At 71.7% G+C, this 19,187-nt stretch carries 12 protein-coding genes; 6 read left to right on the plus strand and 6 right to left on the minus strand.

Going from position 1 to position 19,187, the window contains the following annotated elements; genetic code table 11:
• The first annotated feature begins 77 nt into the window (after window positions 1-77).
• Genes BM242_RS26920 through yjfF form a run of 3 tightly spaced genes read left to right on the plus strand, consistent with a single transcriptional unit; the run spans window position 78 to window position 3,642 of the window.
• On the plus strand, window positions 78-1,625 hold the full coding sequence (locus BM242_RS26920) for a sugar ABC transporter ATP-binding protein (protein ID WP_093841572.1): 1,548 nt from the start codon (window positions 78-80) through the stop codon (window positions 1,623-1,625).
• Entirely contained in the window at window positions 1,622-2,638 is a 1,017-nt protein-coding gene (locus tag BM242_RS26925; RefSeq protein WP_093841555.1) for an ABC transporter permease, read from the plus strand. Before BM242_RS26920 ends, BM242_RS26925 begins: the two co-directional genes overlap by 4 nt.
• On the plus strand, window positions 2,635-3,642 hold the full coding sequence (gene yjfF, locus BM242_RS26930) for a galactofuranose ABC transporter, permease protein YjfF (RefSeq protein WP_093841556.1): 1,008 nt from the start codon (window positions 2,635-2,637) through the stop codon (window positions 3,640-3,642). The genes BM242_RS26925 and yjfF overlap by 4 nt, the downstream gene beginning before the upstream one ends.
• A gap of 109 nt (window positions 3,643-3,751) precedes the next feature.
• On the opposite strand, the gene araD is transcribed toward yjfF, so the two are convergent.
• The 6 genes from araD to BM242_RS26960 all read right to left on the minus strand — a co-directional run bounded on the left by araD (window position 3,752) and on the right by BM242_RS26960 (window position 14,827).
• Window positions 3,752-4,459, minus strand: coding sequence for an L-ribulose-5-phosphate 4-epimerase AraD (gene araD / locus BM242_RS26935; RefSeq protein WP_093841557.1), 708 nt, complete (start codon window positions 4,457-4,459; stop codon window positions 3,752-3,754).
• Window positions 4,460-4,490: 31 nt separating this feature from the next.
• The gene (gene araA, locus BM242_RS26940; RefSeq protein ID WP_093841558.1) at window positions 4,491-6,002 is read right to left on the minus strand and encodes an L-arabinose isomerase; all 1,512 of its coding nucleotides are present in this window, start codon (window positions 6,000-6,002) and stop codon (window positions 4,491-4,493) included.
• Between the two features lie 310 nt (window positions 6,003-6,312).
• Window positions 6,313-7,035, minus strand: a complete 723-nt coding sequence (locus BM242_RS26945; RefSeq protein WP_093841559.1) for a polyamine aminopropyltransferase — start codon at window positions 7,033-7,035, stop codon at window positions 6,313-6,315.
• 263 nt (window positions 7,036-7,298) lie between these two features.
• Window positions 7,299-12,734 carry a ThuA domain-containing protein gene (locus BM242_RS26950; RefSeq protein WP_093841560.1) on the minus strand — a complete coding sequence of 1,812 codons (5,436 nt, stop codon included), beginning with the start codon at window positions 12,732-12,734 and terminating at the stop codon, window positions 7,299-7,301.
• A 243-nt stretch (window positions 12,735-12,977) separates the two neighbouring features.
• Window positions 12,978-13,637, minus strand: coding sequence for a ThuA domain-containing protein (locus tag BM242_RS26955; protein ID WP_245834559.1), 660 nt, complete (start codon window positions 13,635-13,637; stop codon window positions 12,978-12,980).
• Between the two features lie 164 nt (window positions 13,638-13,801).
• Window positions 13,802-14,827: a LacI family DNA-binding transcriptional regulator gene (locus BM242_RS26960; RefSeq protein WP_093841562.1), complete on the minus strand. Its 1,026-nt coding sequence runs from the start codon at window positions 14,825-14,827 to the stop codon at window positions 13,802-13,804.
• A gap of 285 nt (window positions 14,828-15,112) precedes the next feature.
• Between BM242_RS26960 and BM242_RS26965 the strand changes: the two genes are divergently transcribed.
• The 3 genes from BM242_RS26965 (at window position 15,113) to xynC (ending at window position 19,176) form a co-directional block, all read left to right on the plus strand.
• Window positions 15,113-15,880, plus strand: a complete 768-nt coding sequence (locus tag BM242_RS26965) for a ThuA domain-containing protein (protein WP_093841563.1) — start codon at window positions 15,113-15,115, stop codon at window positions 15,878-15,880.
• Between the two features lie 4 nt (window positions 15,881-15,884).
• Window positions 15,885-17,027, plus strand: coding sequence for a Gfo/Idh/MocA family protein (locus BM242_RS26970; RefSeq protein ID WP_093841564.1), 1,143 nt, complete (start codon window positions 15,885-15,887; stop codon window positions 17,025-17,027).
• Between the two features lie 202 nt (window positions 17,028-17,229).
• Window positions 17,230-19,176 carry a glucuronoarabinoxylan endo-1,4-beta-xylanase XynC gene (xynC, locus tag BM242_RS26975; RefSeq protein WP_093841565.1) on the plus strand — a complete coding sequence of 649 codons (1,947 nt, stop codon included), beginning with the start codon at window positions 17,230-17,232 and terminating at the stop codon, window positions 19,174-19,176.
• Window positions 19,177-19,187 lie beyond the last annotated feature (11 nt).

Here is a 19,187-nt window from a genome sequence, read left to right on the forward strand (position 1 = left end):
GTCCCCGCCACCGTGCCTTCCCCCGCCGGGGAGCGGTGGCGGGGACACACCGCATCCTCGACAAGAAAGCACTGGTCATGACCGAACCCTCAGCGCCGGAGCGCGCTCCGGTGGTCGACATGCGCGGTATCAGCGTGGAGTTCCCGGGCGTCAAGGCGCTCTCGGAGGTCGACTTCCGGCTTTTCCCCGGTGAAGTGCATGCCCTGATGGGCGAGAACGGCGCGGGCAAGTCCACCCTGATCAAGGCGCTGACCGGGGTGTACCGGACCAGCGCCGGCACCATCCGGCTGAACGGCAGGCCGGTCGCCTTCACCGGCCCCGGCCAGGCGCAGCAGGCCGGTGTCAGCACCGTCTACCAGGAAGTCAATCTCTGCTCCAACCTCACCGTCGCGGAGAACATCCTGCTCGGCCGGGAACCGCGCCGCTTCGGCGCCATCGACGGCCGGGCCACCCGGGCCGCCGCGGCAAAGCTGCTGGACCGCATCGGCCTGGACATCGACCCCGCGTCCCAGCTCGGCAGTCACCCCATCGCGGTGCAGCAACTGGTGGCGATCGCCCGGGCCCTGGCCGTGCAGGCACGGGTCCTGGTCCTGGACGAACCGACCTCCAGCCTCGACTCCGACGAGGTCGCCGAACTGTTCCGCATCCTGCGCGTGCTGCGCGAGGAGGGGGTGGCGATCCTCTTCGTCTCCCACTTCATCGACCAGGTGTACGAGATCGCCGACCGGATGACGGTGCTGCGCAACGGCCGGCTGGTCGGCGAGCATCTGACCCGCGAACTGGACCGGCTGGACCTGGTGTCGGCGATGCTGGGCCGCGAGCTCAGCACACTGGAGGAGGTCCAGCGGCGCACCTCGCACCACGCCCCGGGCACCGAGCCGGTGCTCCAGGCCCGCGGGCTGGGCCGGGCGGGCGCGATCGCGCCGTTCGACCTGGACATCCACGCCGGCGAGGTGGTGGGCCTGGCCGGGCTGCTCGGCTCCGGCCGCACCGAGCTGGCCCGGCTGCTGTTCGGTGCGGACCGGCCGGACACCGGCACCCTGACCATCGGCGGGAAGCCGGCCCGGGCCCGCGGCCCGCGGTCGATGATCTCCCACGGGGTCGCCTTCTGCTCGGAGGACCGCAAGGGGGAGGGCGTCATCGCCGATCTGAGCGTGCGCGACAACCTGGTGCTGGCCATGCAGGCGGCCCGCGGCTGGGCGCGCCCGGTCCCCCGGCGGCTCGCCGAGGACCTGGTCGCCGAGTACATCGAGAAGCTCGACATCCGCCCGGCCGATCCGGGCGCGGTGATCGGCAATCTCTCCGGCGGCAACCAGCAGAAGGTGCTGCTGGCGCGATGGCTGGTGACCAGGCCCCGGCTGCTCATCCTGGACGAACCGACCCGGGGCATCGACGTCGGCGCCAAGGCGCAGATCCAGAAGGTGGTGGCCGATCTGGCCGCCGAGGGCATGGCGGTGGTGTTCATCTCCGCCGAACTGGAGGAAGTGGTGCGGGTCTCGGACCGGGTCGTGGTGCTGCGCGACCGCCGGAAAGTGGCCGAACTCGCCGGTCACGACGTGTCCGTCAGCGATGTGATGTCCGCGATCGCCGCGCAGAGCGGCCCGGTGGCGGCGGTGGCGTCATGAAACGCGCACAGATCCTGTGGCCGCTGGCGGCCCTGGCCGGCCTGCTGGTGCTCAACATCATTGTCACGCCGTCCTTCCTCAGTCTGCGGATCCAGGACGGCCATCTGTTCGGCAGCACCATCGACATCCTGCGCAACGGCGCGCCGACCATGCTGATCGCCGTCGGGATGACCCTGGTGATCGCCACCCGCGGCATCGACCTCTCGGTGGGCGCGGTCGCCGCCATCGCCGGCGCGATCGCCTGCACCTGGATCGCGGACGGCGGCAATGCCGTCACGGCGATGATCATGGCGCTGGGCGTGTGCGTGCTGCTCGGGCTGTGGAACGGCTTCCTGGTCTCGGTCCTCGGCATCCAGCCCATCATCGCGACCCTGGTGCTGATGACGGCCGGGCGCGGGGTGGCGATGCTGCTCACCGAGGGCCAGATCATCACCATCAACGACTCGCTGTACAGCAAGATCGGCGCGGGCTTCGTGGTGCTGCCGGTGGCGATCCTGATCAGTCTGGCCGTGCTGGGCGGGGTGGCGCTGCTGACCCGCCGGACCGCGCTGGGCATGCTGATCGAATCGGTCGGGGTCAATCCCGAGGCCAGCCGGCTGGCCGGGGTGCGCTCGCGCACCATCATCTGGACGGTCTATGTCTTCGCCGCGCTCTGCGCCGGGGTGGCGGGCCTGATGATCAGCTCCAATGTGAACGCGGCGGACGCCAACAGCGCCGGTCTGTGGATCGAGATGGACGCGATCCTCGCCGTGGTCATCGGCGGCACCTCGCTGGCCGGCGGCCGGTACTCGCTGGCCGGCACGCTGGTCGGGGCCCTGGTGATCCAGACCCTGACCACCACCGTCTACACCATCGGCGTTCCCACCAACGTGACGCTGGTGTTCAAGGCGGTGGTGGTGATCGCCGTCTGCCTGCTCCAGTCGCCGCGCACCGCCGGATTCGTCCGGGAGCGGCGCCGGCGGAAGCAGCCCTCCGTTTCCGTCCCGCGACCGCAGAAGGTGGGCGTCCGATGACTGTGCTGGCTCCGTCACGTCCTTCCGGGCGGCTGCTCCCGGGCCGTCTTCCCCAGCGTTTCCTGCCGGTGATCGCCACCTTCGCGGTCTTTGTGATCACCTTCGGTGTCGGCTCGTTCCGCTACGAGGGCTTCTTCTCCGGACAGGTCGTGGCGAACCTGTTCGTCGACAACGCGTTTCTCATCGTGCTCGCCGTCGGGATGACGTTCGTCATCCTCACCGGCGGCATCGATCTCTCGGTGGGCGCGGTCGCCGCGCTGTCCACCATGATCGCCGCGGCCACCCTGGAGGCGGGCTGGCCGCCCTGGCTGGCGGTGCTCACCGTGCTGGCCTCGGGCAGCACCCTGGGCCTGCTGATGGGGCTGGTCATCCACTACTTCGGGGTGCAGCCGTTCATCGTCACGCTGGCCGGCATGTTCCTGGCCCGCGGACTGTGCTTCCTGATCAGCGTGGAGTCGGTGTCCATCCAGGACCCGGTCTTCCGCGACCTGGCGACCTCCACCATCTCGCTGCCCGGCGACATCGTGGTGACCTGGAGCGTGGTCATCGCGCTGCTCACGGTGGCGGTGGCGGTGTATGTGCTGCATCTGACCCGCTTCGGCCGGACCGTGTACGCGGTGGGCGGCAGCGAGTCCTCGGCACGGCTGATGGGTCTGGCGACCAGCCGCGCCAAGGTGGGCGTCTACATGGTGAGCGGGTTCTGCTCCGCGCTGGGCGGCCTGCTGTTCAGCCTCTACATGCTCTCCGGCTACGGCCTGCACGCGGTCGGCATGGAGCTGGACGTCATCGCCGCCGTGGTCATCGGGGGAACCGTGCTGGCCGGGGGCTTCGGCTATGTGGCCGGTTCGGTCGCGGGCGTGCTGGTGCTGGGCACCGTGCAGACCCTGATCTCCTTCGAGGGCACGCTCAGCTCCTGGTGGACGAAGATCGTCATCGGTGTGCTGCTGCTCGCCTTCATCATGCTCCAGCGCCTCATCGTCCGGCAGCCCTCCGCGGCCCGGTAGCCCCCGCCGCCCGCGCCGCCGGCGGGAAGACGGCCCGGCTCCCGTGCCCGAGCGCGGGAGCCGGGCCGTTCGCCGGCCGGCGGCGCGGGATCCCCCGGTGGTCGAGGGCTCAGGGGTTGCCGTAGTAGGCGCCGGGGCCGTGCTTGCGGGTGTAGTGCCGGTCGAGGAGGTGGCGCGGCGGGGTGACGGGCGAGCCCAGCTCCAGGGTGCGCAGGGCCATCTCGGCCACCGCCTCGCAGATCACCGCGTGCTCGAAGGACTTCCGCGCGCCGGAGCCCCAGGTGAACGGTCCGTGGTGGGCGACCAGGGCGGCGGGCACCTCGGCGGCGCGGTCGTCGTCGCTCGCCAGCATGTCCACGATGACCCGGCCGGTGTTGTACTCGTAGTCCTCGGCGCACTGCTCGGGCGTGAGGTTGGGGGTGCAGGGCACCGGGCCGTTGAAGGTGTCGGCGTGGGTGGTGCCCAGGACGGGTATGTCGCGGCGGGCCTGGGCGAAGGCGACCGCGTGGGTGGAGTGGGTGTGCGTGACCCCGCCTATGGAGGGGAACGCCAGATACAGGCAGCGGTGGGTCTCGGTGTCGGTGGAGGGCCGCAGATCGCCGTCCACCACGGCGCCGTCCGACAGCCGGACGGTGACCAGGTCCCGGGCGGTGAGCCGGTCGTAGGAGACTCCGGAGGGCTTGATCACGAAGACCCCGGCCTCCCGGTCCACACCGCTGACATTGCCCCAGGTCAGAGTCGCCAGCCCGGCGGCCGGGATGGCGAGATTGGCCTCCAGGACCTCCTGGCGCAGGGCGTCCGGGACGGTGACGGTCATGCCGTTGTTTCCTTTCGTGGCGGTGCGGTGATCACAGGGCGCGGCCCAGGCGGTAGTACGCCTGGTTCCAGCGGATCTCCCGGGCGAACTGCCGGGGGGTGGTGTCCGCGCCGATCGTGAGGAGTTCGGTGCCGCACATGTCGGCGAAGTCGGCGAGGACTTCGGTGGTGAGGGCGGAGCTGAGGACGGTGTGGTGCGGTGCCCCGGCCAGCAGCCAGCTCTCCGCGGCCTCGGCGAGGGAGGGGCGCGGCACCCAGACGGCCCGTGCGGCCGGCAGCCGGCTCAGCGGCAGGGCGGGGGGCACGATGTCCACCTCGTTGAGGGTGAGCCGGAACCGGTCCCCCAGATCGGACAGTCCGGCCAGCAGGCCGTCGCCCGGGGCGGCGTCGAAGACCAGCCGCACCGGGTCCTCCCGGCCGCCGATGGACAGCGGGTGGATCTCGCAGCTCGGCGTGGCCGCCGCTATGGAGGGGCAGACCTCCAGCATGTGGGCGCCCAGCACCTTCGGGGTGCCGGGGCCGAGGTCGTAGGTGTAGTCCTCCATGAAGGAGGTGCCGCCGGGCAGGCCCCGCGCCATCACCTTCATGATCCGCAGCAGGGCCGCGGTCTTCCAGTCGCCCTCGCCGCCGAAGCCGTAGCCGTCCGCCATCAGCCGCTGCACGGCCAGGCCGGGAAGCTGGCGCAGTCCGCCGAGGTCCTCGAAGTTGGTGGTGAAGGCGGTGAAGCCGCCGTCGGTGAGGAACGCGCGCAGCCCTGCCTCGATGCGGGCGGCCTGGCGCAGCGCGTCGTGCCGGGGGCCGCCGCGCCGCAGCGCGTGCACCACCCGGTATTCGTCCTCGTAGGCGGCCACCAGGTCGTCGACGTCCCGGTCCGCGACCGCGTCCACGGCCGCCACCAGATCGTTGACGCCATAGGTGTTGGCCGAGAAGCCGAAGCGGAGCTGCGCCTCCACCTTGTCCCCCTCGGTGACCGCGACATTGCGCATGGTGTCGCCGAAGCGGGCCAGCCGGAGGGTGCGGGCGGTGTGCCGGCCGACGGCGGCGCGCGACCAGTCGGCGATCCGCCGCAGGGTGCGGGGCTCGCTGAAGTGGCCGGCGACGATCTTCCGCGGCAGGCCGAGGCGGGCTTCCAGATGCGCGGCCTCGCGGTCGCCGTGCGCGGCCTGGTTGAGGTTCATGAAGTCCATGTCGATGCTCTGCCAGGGCAGCGACAGGTTGTACTGGGTGTGCAGATGCAGCACGGGGCGGTCCAGGACGCCCAGTCCGGCGATCCACATCCTGGCCGGGGAGAAGGTGTGCATCCACAGGACGACCCCGACGCAGTCGTCCGAGGCGTTGGCCTCCAGGCACACCCGGCGGATCGACTCGGCGTCGGTCAGCACCGGCTTCCAGATCACCCGGGCGGCCGTTCCCGGGGACTCGTCGAGGGACTCCGCCACATAGCGGGACTGCTCGGCCACCTGGTGCAGGGTCTGCTCGCCGTACAGGTCCTGGCTGCCGGTCAGGAACCAGATCTCCCGGTCGGGGAAGGCGCACTGGGGCATGGACTCCGCTCCTTGCGTGCTTCGCGCCGGAGTGACGGGAGCGGAGGGAACGGAAGGCGCCGGCTGCCCGGCATGTCGGCTACCGTTCGAGGAAGCGAACATGCAGCCCTTCCCGTCATCCTCCCGCACCCGTCCGCGCACCCCGGATACCCCGGCCCCCGCCGGGAGGCGGAGAGATCCGGGAGCCATGACATTCGTTCGATATCTCGAATGCTGTTCGAGATTGTGTCGAGAACGTAGCCCTCCCGCCGCTCCCCTGTCAACGGTGGGGCCGGAGCACGGGCGGGCAGGGCGGGAGGGCGCGGGAGGTTCAGCGGTCCCGGTTGCGGGCCAGGTAGACGGTGTTGCTCGCGGTGCCGCCGCGCAGTGGGTTGGGGAAGGTCACCACCTGTGCGGTGACCTCGGTGAACACCTGCGCCAGGATGCCGCCGAAGGTCTCGCTGGGCGCGTCGTCGGACCACAGCGCGAAGATCCCGCCCGGCCGCAGACGGCGTGACAGCGCCCGCAGGCCCTCCGGGGTGTAGAAGGCGGCGTTCGCCGGCCGCAGCACATGGTCCGGGGAGTGGTCGATGTCCAGCAGCACCGCGTCGAACCGCCGCCGGGGCCGGTCCGGGTCGAAGCCGTCCCCGGCGGCCATGGCGAAGAAGTCCCCGTGCACCAGGCGGCAGCGCGCATCGCCGGCCAGCCGGCCGCCCAGCGGCACCAGCCCGCGCCGGTGCCAGGAGATCACCGGCTCCAGCGCCTCCACCACCAGCAGCGACGCCACCCGGGACGACGCCAGCGCGGTCGCGGCCGTGTAGCCGAGGCCCAGGCCGCCCACCACCACCTCGGGCGAGGTGTCCTCCGCGAGCGCCGCCAGGCCCAGCCGGGCCAGCTCCTCCTCCCCGGCGGTGAACAGGTCCGACATCAGGAACTCGTCACCGAGCTTCACCTCGTGCACCGGTTTCCCGGTGACCGGCTCGATACGGCGCCGCAGACTGATCTCCCCCATCGGGGTGGGCTGCCAGTCCAGTTCCGCAAATCGCACACCCACCGCAAACCGCCCCTGTCCTCGTGTCGCCGGCCGGACAGCAACACCTACCACACCGCCCGCGCCGCCCGCGCCGGCGGGGCGCGGGGCGGCGGTGGCGTCGGGGCGGAGCGCGCCGGCCCCGACGCCACCGGCAAGGGCCGGATCGCTCCGGTCCTCCGCCCGCCACGCGGGCCCGCCCGCCGCCCTCCCCGCCGGGCCGAACACAAGCGGGGAGGGCGGCGGTGCCGTTCGCGGGCCCTGTGACGGCTGCCGCCGGGCGACCGTCAGAGCTGCTCGCGCAGCGCCTCGGCCACCGACAGCAGCAGTTCTCCCACCTCCTCGTCCGGCAGATCCTCGGCGTGCCGGATGAAGCGGTCCAGCCGCTTCCCGACCTGCTTGTCGTGGCCCTTGGCGAGCGCCCGCTGGGCCTTGGTCAGCTCCCGGACCAGCCGGTCACCGCTCCGTTCGGCCACCCGGTCCTCCGCCACCAGGCGCTCCACCAGGGCGATCGCGCCGTCGTAGTCGGCGGCCACGGTGAACGCCGCCCGGACCTCGGCCGTGTTCCCCGCGACGTCGGCCGCGGTGACGGCCAGGACGTGCTCGCCCAGGCCGAGAACGGCGGGGTCCAGTTGCGCCGGGGAGGTCACCGGGGTGCCGTCGAGGGTGATCGCCACCTCCGCCACACCGGAGCCGGCATCCTCGGCCAGGACGTCCGCCGCCACGACGTCGCCCAGCCCGAGGGCGTCGCCGTCCGCCATCCCGTCGAAGGAGACGGCGGGGGCGGTGGTGTCGATCCGGTACTCCGCCGCGACGGCCTCGGAGACGTTGCCGGCGGCGTCGCCGGCCCGGACCTCCAGGGTGTGCGCCCCGTCGCCGGACAGGGTGACGGGCTCGGTGTAGGCGGTCCAGTCGCCGCCGTCCGTCCGGTACTCGACGGACACCTCGCCGTCCCCGTCGTCCTCGGCGGTCGCGGTCACCGTCACCGGGGTGGTCCACCAGCCGTCCGCGCCGGTGGGCCCGGCGGGGTCGGTGGTGAGTTCCACGGTGGGCGCGGTGGTGTCCGACTCCACCGGCGCATACCGGAAGTAGTCGAACAGGGCCGGCTTCGAGGCGGTCTGGCCGGCCCCGAAGGCATAGACCCCGAAGCGGGGGGTGCCCTCGGCCAGCGCCGGGTTGGACACCGGCGGCAGCTCCGTCCAGGTCTCGCCGTCCGCGCTGTAGGAACCGGTGTAGGTGTCACCGTTCCTGGTCAGCCGCAGATGCCAGACACCCTGGGTGGGTGCCGGGTCCGCGTTGGGCGCCGGGTCCAGGAGGACGTCGCCGGCCTCGCCGCGCAGCTCGATGGCGCGGCCGACGGCCTCGCCGGGTGCGTTGGTGGTCAGATAGTCGAACTTCACATAGGTGGTGTCGTCGGCGTAGACCATCAGACCGGCCTGCTGGTAGCGCTCGTCGAACGCGGAGGCGTCGACCTTGGTCTCGATGGTCCAGTCGCCCTCGGGTGCGGGCTGCAGGACGAAGTTGCGCGGATCGGTCGCGTCGCCCTGGTAGATGTCGCCGGGGCTCGTGTCGATGCGCAGGGCACCGTCCGCCACCGCCAGCGCGCCGGTGTCCGGCCGGACGACATCCGACCAGCGGCAGGTGTCGAGCGCGCCGCCGTCGAACTCGTCGGAGGGCTCGGGCCGCGTCGCGGTGGCGTCCGGGGTGAGGACGAAGTGGTCGACAAACGCCGTCGCGGGCAGCGCCTCGGCCCGGTTGGCCAGGGCGAACAGTCCGATACGCGGGTTGTCGATGCCCGTCAGGCTCTTGGTCTCGGGCATGGCGGTGAAGGTGGTGCCGTCGGGGCTGTGGAAGGCGCGCAGGTTCTCGCCGTCACTGGTGAAGCGCACCCAGAAGGTGTCGGGGTAGTCCGCCCCGAGTGCGGCGGTGTTGCTGTCGCCGACCTCGTTGGGGCTGCCGGCCTCCTCCCGGATGAACTGGAAGATCCGGTTCGCCGCCGAGGGGTCACCGGTGGAACGGCCCTGGAGGACCATCTTGGCGTAGTTGTCGTCGTCGCCGTAGACGATCAGGCCGGCCTGCTGGTAGGCCAGGCGTGCCTCAAGGGTGATCTTGGCGGTGGCCTCCCACGCCCCGTCGGGCAGTTCCTGGAGCACGATGTTGGGCGTGCCGCTGTTGCCGGTGCCGTAGATGTCGGTGTTGGTCAGCGGCAGGACCAGGTGGCCGTCGCGGACGGCGAGGTCCTGGTCCTCCCGGACCACCTCCGTCCACCGGTCGCGGTCCAGGGCGGTGCCGTCGAACCCGTCGGACCTGCCGGACAGACAGACCGGCAGCGCGTCGGGCGGGCTGACGTCGATGGCCACGCTCTGCGAGGAACGTGCGCCGCGGGCGTCGGTCACGGTGACGCGTGCGGTGTAGTCCCCGGCCTGGGTGTAGGTGTGGGTGGCGGCCGGACCGGTGGCGGTGGAACCGTCGCCGAAGGTCCAGGCGTACTCCAGGGAGTCACCCTCGGGGTCGGTCGCCTCGGCGGTGAAGTCCACCTCCAGCGGTGCGGTGCCGGTGACCGGATCGGCGGTCACGCTCACCTCGGGGCGCTGGTTCTCGGTGACGCCGCGGCCGGTGAACTCCACCCAGTTGACATTGAGCTGGCCGGTGGTCTTGACGAAGTACAGCGGCCCGCTTGCGGTGGCGCTCGCGCCGCTCACCGGTGCGGTGAAGTCCCCGTAGACCTGCCAGTCGCCGGTGGCCGCGACCTCGATGACGGCCACGGCCGGGCCGGTGTCGGGGTCGCCGGTGCGGACCTCGACGGTGGCGCCGGCGGACGGGGAGGCGGCGCGCAGGCCGATCTCCTCGATACCGGTCAGGTTGGCCGGGTCCCAGGCCCACCAGTCGCCGTCCTCGATGTAGCCGATGTTCTGGCCGCCGCCGGCGGTGTCGCCGGTGGTCTCGCGCTGGACGCCGGGATCGCCGCCCGCGGTGGAGGAGGCCAGCCGGCCGGTGGCGTCGAAGTGCTCCGCCTCGCGGTGCTTGGGCTGGAGGACCAGCACCTCCTGGGTGGTCAGCGGGGGTGCGTCGCCGTTGCCCTGGTCGGTGTAGGTGACCGTCACGGTGCCGAAGATATTGGCGCCGATGTGTCCCTCGTCACCGGGCAGCGGGAAGGTCCCGGTGCAGCCGTGGTACTGCTCGTAGCCGTGCGAGTGCTCGTCATGGCCGAGGCCCGGCTGCACCACGACGTCCTGGCAGTCCACCGGGCCGCCGTCCGGGTCGGTGACCGCCACCTCGTAGCGGATGGTGTCGCCGAACTCGAAGAACCCGCCGTTGAGCGGCGCGGCCACCTCGATCACGGGTGCGGTGTTGCCGGCCGTGATGTCCAGGTTGGACACGGCGCTGCGGCCTTCGGAGTCGGTGACGGTCAGGCGGGCGGTGTAGCGGCCGGCCTCGGTGTAGGTGTGGCTGGGGGCCGGGTCGGTGCTGTCGGGAGTGCCGTCACCGTCGAAGTCCCAGGAGAAGGTGACCGGCTGCCCGTCGGGGTCGTACGATCCCGCGGAGTCGAACGCGACCTCCAGCGGCAGCGGCCCCGAGGTGCGGTCGGCGGTGAACCGGGCGATCGGGGCACGGTTGCCCTGGACGTAGTCGACCCGGTAGACGCCGGAGTCGGCGTTGTTGCCGCCGAAGCCGCTCCCCCACTCGATGACATAGAGCGCGCCGTCCGGCCCGAACTGCAGGGCGTGCGGGCGGGCGAACTCCATGCCCTCCAGCATCCGGGAGACATCCGCGACACCGGTGCGCTCCGCGTCGGGCTGGACGGAGAACAGCCGGCCGTCGTTCCAGTCGGCGAAGACCGCCTTGCCGTCGAAGTAGGCCGGCCACTTGCGGCCGGAGTCCAGGTCCGGGTCGAAGGCGTAGGCGCCGCTGGTCATCGGGGCGCCGCTGCCGCCGATCTCCGGCACCCCGGAGGCGGACTTGCCCATCCACAGCTCGGCCGGGATCGCCGCCGGCAGCTCGGTGATGCCGGTGTTGTTCGGGGAGTCGTTGACCGGCGCGGCGCAGTCGTACGCCTGCCCGGAGGTACCCGTGGCGAAGTCGTACTCGTGGTAGGGGGTGTTGTCGCCGACGCAGTAGGGCCAGCCGTAGAAGCCGGGCTCGTCGACGATGTTCCACTCGACGCGGCCGTCGGGTCCGCGGTCGGGGTTGCTGCTCCCGGCGTCGGGTCCGTAGTCGGCGACATAGAGCCGGTCGGTCGTGGGGTCGATGCCGATCCGGAAGGGGTTGCGGAAGCCCATGGCGTAGATCTCGGGCCGGGTGTCCGCGGTCCCCGGCGGGAACAGGTTGCCCTCGGGGACGGTGTAGCCGCCGTCCGGCTGCGGGGTGATGCGCAGGATCTTGCCGCTCAGCGAGTTGCTGTTGGCGGAGGTGCGCTGGGCGTCCCAGGCGGCGCGGCCGGGGCGCTCGTCCAGGGGCGCGTAGCCGTCGGAGGCGAACGGGTTGGTGTTGTCCCCGGTGGTGATGTAGAGGTTGCCCTGGGAGTCGAACTCCAGGGCCCCGCCCGCGTGGCAGCACTCCTGCCGCTGCACGTCGATCTCCAGCAGGACCTCCTCGCTTGCGAGGTCCAGGCTGTCACCGTTCACGGTGAAGCGGGAGACGCGGTCCACCGGGTCGGTGCCGGCCGGTGAGTAGTACAGGTACAGCAGGTTGTTCTCGGCGAAGCCCGGGTCGAGGGCCACGCCCAGCAGCCCGAACTCCTGCCCGGTGTACACCGGCACGGTGCCGGCGGTCACGACCGTGCCGTCGGTGCGCACCACGCGCACCTCGCCGTTGCGGTCGATGTAGAAGACCCGGCCGTCGTCGGCGATGGCCAGCTCCATCGGGTTGCTGGTGTTGTCGTCCAGGACGACCTTCTCGTAGCTGCCGGTCAGGGACGCGCCGCAGTCGGACGGGGCCACTCCGGCGGCCGAACGGATGCCGCCCAGCAGGTGGTCCAGGAACAGCGGGTCGGAGAAGGACGCGTTGTCGTGGCCCATGCCGGTGTACCACGAACGGCCGCCGTCATGGATCTGGCACCACGAGATGGGGTGTTCGGCGCCCATCGTGCCGCCGGAGTAGGTGCTCTCGTCCAGCGAGGCCAGGACGTGCACATCACCCCGGGGGTTGGTGCGGTAGTCGTACCACTCGTCGGTGCGTTCCCACTGGACGGGCAGGCCGGCGGTGGAGGGGTGCGCGGGGTCCTCGACCTTCACCGTGGCCTGCTGCGGTGCCGGGTGGCCGGAGAAGTAGGCCCCCACCAGCTCGCCGTACCAGGCCCAGTCGTACTCGGTGTCGGCGGCGGCGTGCACGCCGGCGTAGCCGCCGCCGGCGCGGATGTACCGCTCGAAGGCGGCCTGCTGACTGTCGTTCAGGACATCCCCGGTGGTGGACAGCCAGATGACCACCTCGTACTGGGCGAGGTCCTCGTCGTTGAAGACGGAGGCGTCCTCGGTGGCCGTCACATCGAAGCCGTGCTCGGCGCCGAGCGCTTCGATCGCGGCGACGCCGGCCTCGATGGAGCCGTGCCGGAAGGCGGCGGTCTTGCTGAACACCAGCGCGTTGAACGTTTCGTCACCGTGTCCGGGATGGGCGGCGGCCAGTCCGGGCACGAGCAGCGCCAGCGCGGCCGTCAGCACGGCCGCGACGACGCGCAGCGCCGTTCTTCGGGATGGTGGGCGGGCAGGGCGGGTTGCCGTTGTCATCAGGTGCTCTCCACTGCAGAGGGATAGGGCGGTGCGCTCCCTTGGTCCGGGGCGGGTCCCCGGGTGTTCGGCCCTGGCATGCGACGGTGGTGTTCCGTGCTGGTGGTGGTAATGGTGGTGGTGCTGGTGGTGCTGGTGGACGGCGGCCCGGGAGGGTGCTGACCGGAGGTCCGGGGTTCGGCGGTCCCGTTTCCGGTCCGGTATTTCAGTGGCGGGTCCCGGCCTGCGGGGCGGTTCCGGTGGTCAGCGGCTCGCCCACAGCAGGCCCCTTTCGGTGAGCGTGCGCACCTCGGGGACCCGGAAGTCCTCCGGGCCGTGGCCGATCGTGGACACGAAGACGCGGCCCTTGCCCCAGTTCCTGGTCCACACCGCGGGGATGTTCGCGGGCCGGGAGCGGGTCTCGTCGGCGTCCACGGTGACGGTCGCCAGCACGTCGTTCAGGGGATCGCTCAGTGTCCAGTACGGCTCGGCGTCGATCTCGAAGTCGCCGAGCCCGGCGACGACCGGGTGCTCCGGACGGCCCGCGGACAGCAGGACCCGGTGCCGGCCCGGATTCGGCGGGACGGCGACGAACTGGCCCCCCGTCAGCAGCTGGTAGTCCAGGCTGCCGCGGAAGGCGTCCAGGATGCCGCCGTGCCAGCCGGCCAGTCCGGTACCGGACCGGACGGCCGCGACCAGTCCGGCGGATTCCCGCCGGGTGATGTCGCCCCCGGTCCAGCACTGCACGATCAGGTCGGTCTCGGCGAGGAGTCCCTCCTCCTCGTACACCTCCAGGCAGTCCTCGACCAGGACCCGGAAGCCGTGCCGTTCGAGAAAGGGGATGAAGAGGTCGGTGGTTTCCACGGGGTGGTGGCCGTCCCAGCCTCCTCGCACCACCATCGCCTGCCGCTGTCCAGAGGTCACGGACTTCAGCTCCTCTCCTGACGGCCGTGCAGCCGGGATTCCCGGGACGAAAAGTTTCGCAACAACCGGGAGAGTAGGAACGCACCTCGCACACCGTCAAGGCTTCTGACACAGCCGGGCTCCCCGGGCCGGAAGTCCGGCCCGGGGAGCCCGGGGTGCGAGGGTCAGCGGAGCGGGGCCGTGCTGTCGCGGACGACCAGCGTGGTGGCCAGTTCGATGCGGGGGGTCTCCAGCTCGTCACCGTTCAGCAGCCGGACCAGGGTCCGCAGCGCGCTGCCGCCCATCTCCTTGAGCGGCTGGCGCACGGTCGTCAGCGCCGGGGACACCCACCGGGCCTCGGGCAGATCGTCGAAGCCGACGACACTGATGTCCTCCGGCACCCGCAGCCCCGCCTCGGAGACCGCCTCGTAGCCGCCGATGGCCATGTGGTCGGAGCAGATGAACAGCGCCGTCGGGGGCTCGGGCAGCGCGAGCAGCGCCCGCACCTGCTCCGCTCCGCTGGCCCGGTCGTAGGTGCCGTTCCGGATCAGCTCCGGGGCCGGGCCGAGGCCCGCCGCCGCCATGGCCGAGTGATAGCCCGCGGTGCGCGCCCGCGCGTAGAGGTGATCCGGCGGGCCGGTCACCAGCGCGATGCGGCGGTGGCCGCGCTGAAGGAGATGGCTGGTCGCCTCGTAGGCGCCGGCCCAGTTGGTGGTGCCGACCGAGACCACGTCGGGCGGCGGGTCGCTCAGCGGGTCGATGACCACGCACGGCACATCGGCCTGCCGGAGCCGGGCGAGCTGGCCGGAGGCCGGTTCGACAAGGCCCAGCACCACGCCCTCGGAACCGCGCTCCAGGACCCGGTCCACCCAGTCCTGGCCCGCGGTGCCGCCCGCCGCGTGGGGGGCGGAGCGGGCCGACCGCGCCACATGGATCGAGACATGCACCCTCGCCTCGTACGCGGCGGCCTCCATGCCGCTGGCGACACTCGCCGGCCAGGAGCCGTCCAGCCCGCTCATCACCAGGTCGACGGTGCGCACCGCCGGGTCGAGCGAGGCACCGCGGCGCACATAGCGGTGCCGGCGCAGGGCGGAGTCGACCTTGGCACGGGTGTCCCGCGAGACGTCGTCCCGGCCGTTGAGGACCTTGGAGACGGTGGAGACCGACACGCCGGCGGTCTCGGCAATCTGCGCGAGCGTGGCACGCTGCATGCTCGTACCGGTCACGATCCGCTCTCTGTTCTCCCGACACTTTTCGCACACTCTAGCCCTCCCGGCAGGTGGTTTCCTAACCATCACCGGGGGAGGTCACCACTGTCCGTCACCAAAACCCGGGTATATTCGGAAAATCCAGGACAAAACCATGGACCTCGGAAGAGTATGCTCCGGAACTCTTGACGCCTCTCGGCACCGGCGTCAAGCTGCCCTATCGAAGTTTCGCAAATTGGCCCTGGATATACCGGCAGACACCCTGCGACGGAGGAGGGCTCGGTCCGGATGTCAGCGACGCATGCCTCACCACAACCCCTGCGGGTCACGGTCTGGAACGAGGGCCGCGACGAGCGGCTCCACGCCGAGGTGGCCGCCAGATATCCGCGCGGCATCCACGGCGCCATCGCCGAGGGCATCGCGGAGCATCTGGGCGACGGGGCGCGGCTGCGCACCGCCACCCTGGACGAGCCCGAGCACGGGCTGACCGAACAGGTGCTTGCCGGGACGGACGTCCTGACCTGGTGGGGGCATCTGGCCCACCGCGAGGTCTCCGACGAGGTGGTGGAGCGGGTGCGCCGGCGGGTGCTCGGCGGGATGGGCCTGATCGTGCTGCACTCCGGGCACTGGTCGAAGATCTTCACCCGGCTGATGGGCACCACCTGCACCCTGCGCTGGCGTGCCGCGGGCGAACGCGAACTGGTCTGGACTCTCGCCCCCGGGCATCCGATCGCCGCCGGCGTGCCGCATCCCATCGTGATCGAACAGCAGGAGATGTACGGGGAGTTCTTCGACATCCCGGTCCCCGACGAGCTGGTCTTCGTCAGCTCCTTCAGCGGCGGCGAGGTGTTCCGCAGCGGCTGCACCTTCCGCCGCGGCCACGGCAGGATCTTCTACTTCAGCCCCGGCGACCAGGACTACCCCGTCTACCACCACCCGGATGTGCGCCGGGTGATCGCCAACGCCGTACGCTGGGCCGCCCCCGACGGCTTCCGGGGAAAGCCGAAGCTGATCCACAGCGAGGCCGGCTGGTTCGACGCCGGCGGGCGGGCGTGACCGGATGAGCGGCAGGCCGGCCTTCGCCACCGTCCCGCCCGGCGGGCCGCTGCGCGTGGTGCTGGTGGGCGCCGGAGTCATGGCACGGTACTGGCTGCGCGCCGTCCAGGACTCCCCCGATGTCGTGCTGGCCGGCGTCGTGGACATCGACGCGGCCGAGGCCCGCAAGGCCGCCGAGGAGACGGGGGCCGGCGCCGTGCCGACCGGGACGACCCTGACCGCGCTGGCACCGGCGGCCCGGCCCGACGCCGTCATCGACGTGACCGTTCCCGTGGCCCATCTGCCCGTGACTCTGGAGGCCCTCGGGCTCGGCCTGCCCGTCCTCGGCGAGAAACCGGCCGCCGCCACCCTGCCCGAGGCGCTGCGCCTGGCCGCCACGGCCGGGCTGGCCGGCCGCCTCTTCATGGTCGGCCAGACCCGCCGCTATCACCCGCAGCTTTCCGCCTTCCGGGAACATGCCGGCCGGCTGGGCCGGCTCGCCGTCCTCACCACCGAGTTCTTCCGCGCACCGCGCTTCGGCGGCTTCCGCGACGCCATGGACCACCCGCTGCTGCTCGACATGGCGATACACCCGTTCGACACCGCGCGCTGGCTGCTGGCCGCCGAGCCGGTGTCGGTCCGCTGCGAGGAGTACAGCCCCTCCTGGAGCTGGTACGCCGGTGATGCCGCCGCCACCGCCGTCTTCGAGATGACGGGCGGCATCCGGTACGTCTACACCGGCAGTTGGTGCAGCCCGGGGCTGGAGACCTCCTGGAACGGCCGCTGGCGGCTCAGCGGCGAGCACGGCTCCGCGGTCTGGGACGGCGGCCGGGCCCTCGACGTGGCGGCGGCGGCCGGGCGGCAGGCCGCCCCCGCCCCCGGGCCGGTGACGGCGGCGCGCGGGGTGGCCGGCGCGCTGGCGGAGTTCGTGCACGCGCTGCGCACCGGCACCGTGCCCATGGGCGAGATCCACGACAACATCATGAGCCTCGCCATGGTCATGGCGGCCGTGGAGTCCGCGCGCGCCGACCGGCGGGTCCGCCTCGACGAGCTGCTCGACACGGCACTCGCGGAGGCGATCGCCGCCTCCCCGGGGCCGGAGGCGGACCTGCTGCGTTCCTGGCGCACCGACGGCCGGTTTCCCGCGGCCGGACGCGTGACTCCTTGACGGTTGCCGTGTGGTCGCTGACAATCCCTCACCGTAAGCGCTTGCTGTCATGCCCATTTCATCCCAGGCCAGGCACTCGTCCGGAACCTCGCACAGCCCGTGACGCCCATCCGCGGATGGGAGCGCTCCCAGAGCCGCGCAACGCCTGCGCCCGCCGGGCGGCAGGGCCGAGGCGGACCACCGCAGATTCGGGAGGACCACCATGACACCACGGCAGCACGCACCCGGGGGGCGGGAAGCGGCGGCACCGAGCCGGAGGGCCGTTCTGGCCGCGCTCGGGGCCGTGCCGGTGGCCGCGGCCACGGCACCCGCGCTGGGGCTGTTCGGCGCGCCGTCCGCGGCGGCGGCCACCGATGTGCTGATCGACCTGTCGGCCGAGCGGCAGACGATCAAGGGCTTCGGCGGCATGAATCACACGGTGTGGATCAGTGACCTGACCGCCGCCCAGCGGGACACGGCCTTCGGCAACGGCGAGGGGCAGCTCGGGTTCACCGTGCTGCGCATCCCCGTCCACGAGGACCGGGCGAACTGGAGCCGCGAGGTGGCCACGGCCAGGCGCGCCATCGAGCACGGGGCCACCGTCATCGCCTCCCCGTGGAATCCCCCCGCGCACATGACGGAGACCTTCGTCCGCGGGAGCCAGACCGACGCCCGGCGCCTGCGGTACGACATGTACGGCGCCTACGCGCAGCACCTCGACGACTTCGTCGGGTTCATGAGGGACAACGGGGTGGATCTGTATGCCATCTCCGTGCAGAACGAGCCCGACTACGCGCACGACTGGACATGGTGGACCCCGGCCGAGATCGTCCGCTTCCTGCGGGAGAACGCCGGTTCCATCAGCACCCGGATCATCGCGCCGGAGTCCTTCCAGTACGTCAAGAGCCTTTCGGACCCGATTCTCAACGACCCCGCGGCACTGGCCAATCTGGACATTCTGGGGGCGCACCTCTACGGCACGCAGTACGGGAACTTCCCCTACCCCCTCTTCCAGCAGAAGGGCGCGGGCAAGGAACTGTGGATGACCGAGGTCTACTACCCCAACAGCAGCGATTCGGCGGACCTGTGGCCGCAGGCGCTCGATGTCGGACAGCACGTCCACCACGCCATGGTGGACGCCGGTTTCCAGGCGTACGTCTGGTGGTACATCCGGCGCAGCTACGGCCCCATGCGGGAGGACGGGCAGATCAGCAAGCGCGGCGCGAGCATCGCGCATTTCTCGAAATTCGTCCGCCCCGGCTATGTGCGGCTCAACGCGGCCTCCAGTCCGCAGGCCGACGTCTACGTCTCGGCCTACAAGGGCGGTGACTCCAAGGTCGTGATCGTCGCCGTCAACAAGGGCACCTCGCCGGTGAGCCAGCAGTTCACCCTGGCGGACACCACCATCTCCGGGGCCTCGTCCTGGCTGACGGACGCCGGCCGCACTCTCGCGCCCCGGGGCGGGATCGGCGTCTCCGGCGGCTCCTTCACCGGCGAACTCCCCGCACGGAGCATCACCACCTTCGTCCTCGACGTGGGGCCCGGCACCGGCGGTGACACCGAGGCGCCGTCGGTGCCGGGGGTGCCGGTGGTCTCGGGGGTGACGGCTTCCTCGGTGACGCTTCAGTGGACGGCCGCCACCGACAATGTGGGGGTCAGCGGCTATGAGGTGGTCCGCGTGGACGGCGGCGGTGAGAGCGCGGTGGCCTCCTCCGCGGTGAACCGGGCGACCGTGACCGGCCTGAGCGCGGGCACCGCCCACACCTTCGCCGTCTACGCCCGGGACGCGGCCGGGAACCGCTCGGCCCGCTCCGCCGCCGTCACCGTCACCACCGACGACGCCCCCGCCGGCACCTGCGGTGTGGACTACCGGGTGGCGGGCGACTGGGGCAGCGGCTTCCAGGGCGAGATCGTCATCCGCAACACCGCCGCCACCGCCCTGACCGGCTGGACCCTGGACTTCGCCTTCCCCGCCGGGCAGAGGGTCACCAACATGTGGGGCGGCACCCCCGCCCAGAACGGGAACACCGTCAGCGTCACCCCCGCGGACTGGACCCGCACCATCCCCGCCGGCGGCTCGGTCACCCTCGGCTTCATCGGCACCAGAGGCACCACCAACCCCGCCCCCACCACCTTCACCCTCAACGGCACCACCTGCACCACCACCTGACCCACCCCCCC

The organism is Streptomyces aidingensis (assembly GCF_900112355.1).
Classification (GTDB): domain Bacteria; phylum Actinomycetota; class Actinomycetes; order Streptomycetales; family Streptomycetaceae; genus Streptomyces; species Streptomyces aidingensis.

Bases quoted from the DNA above. Each gene is read 5' to 3' on its own strand.
- BM242_RS26920 (WP_093841572.1), top strand. From the start codon at position 78: ATGACCGAACCCTCAGCGCCGGAGCGCGCTCCGGTGGTCGACATGCGC.
- BM242_RS26925 (WP_093841555.1), top strand. From the start codon at position 1,622: ATGAAACGCGCACAGATCCTGTGGCCGCTGGCGGCCCTGGCCGGCCTG.
- yjfF (WP_093841556.1), top strand. From the start codon at position 2,635: ATGACTGTGCTGGCTCCGTCACGTCCTTCCGGGCGGCTGCTCCCGGGC.
- araD (WP_093841557.1), bottom strand. From the start codon at position 4,459: ATGACCGTCACCGTCCCGGACGCCCTGCGCCAGGAGGTCCTGGAGGCC.
- araA (WP_093841558.1), bottom strand. From the start codon at position 6,002: ATGCCCCAGTGCGCCTTCCCCGACCGGGAGATCTGGTTCCTGACCGGC.
- BM242_RS26950 (WP_093841560.1), bottom strand. From the start codon at position 12,734: ATGACAACGGCAACCCGCCCTGCCCGCCCACCATCCCGAAGAACGGCG.
- BM242_RS26960 (WP_093841562.1), bottom strand. From the start codon at position 14,827: ATGCAGCGTGCCACGCTCGCGCAGATTGCCGAGACCGCCGGCGTGTCG.
- BM242_RS26965 (WP_093841563.1), top strand. From the start codon at position 15,113: ATGTCAGCGACGCATGCCTCACCACAACCCCTGCGGGTCACGGTCTGG.
- BM242_RS26970 (WP_093841564.1), top strand. From the start codon at position 15,885: ATGAGCGGCAGGCCGGCCTTCGCCACCGTCCCGCCCGGCGGGCCGCTG.
- xynC (WP_093841565.1), top strand. From the start codon at position 17,230: ATGACACCACGGCAGCACGCACCCGGGGGGCGGGAAGCGGCGGCACCG.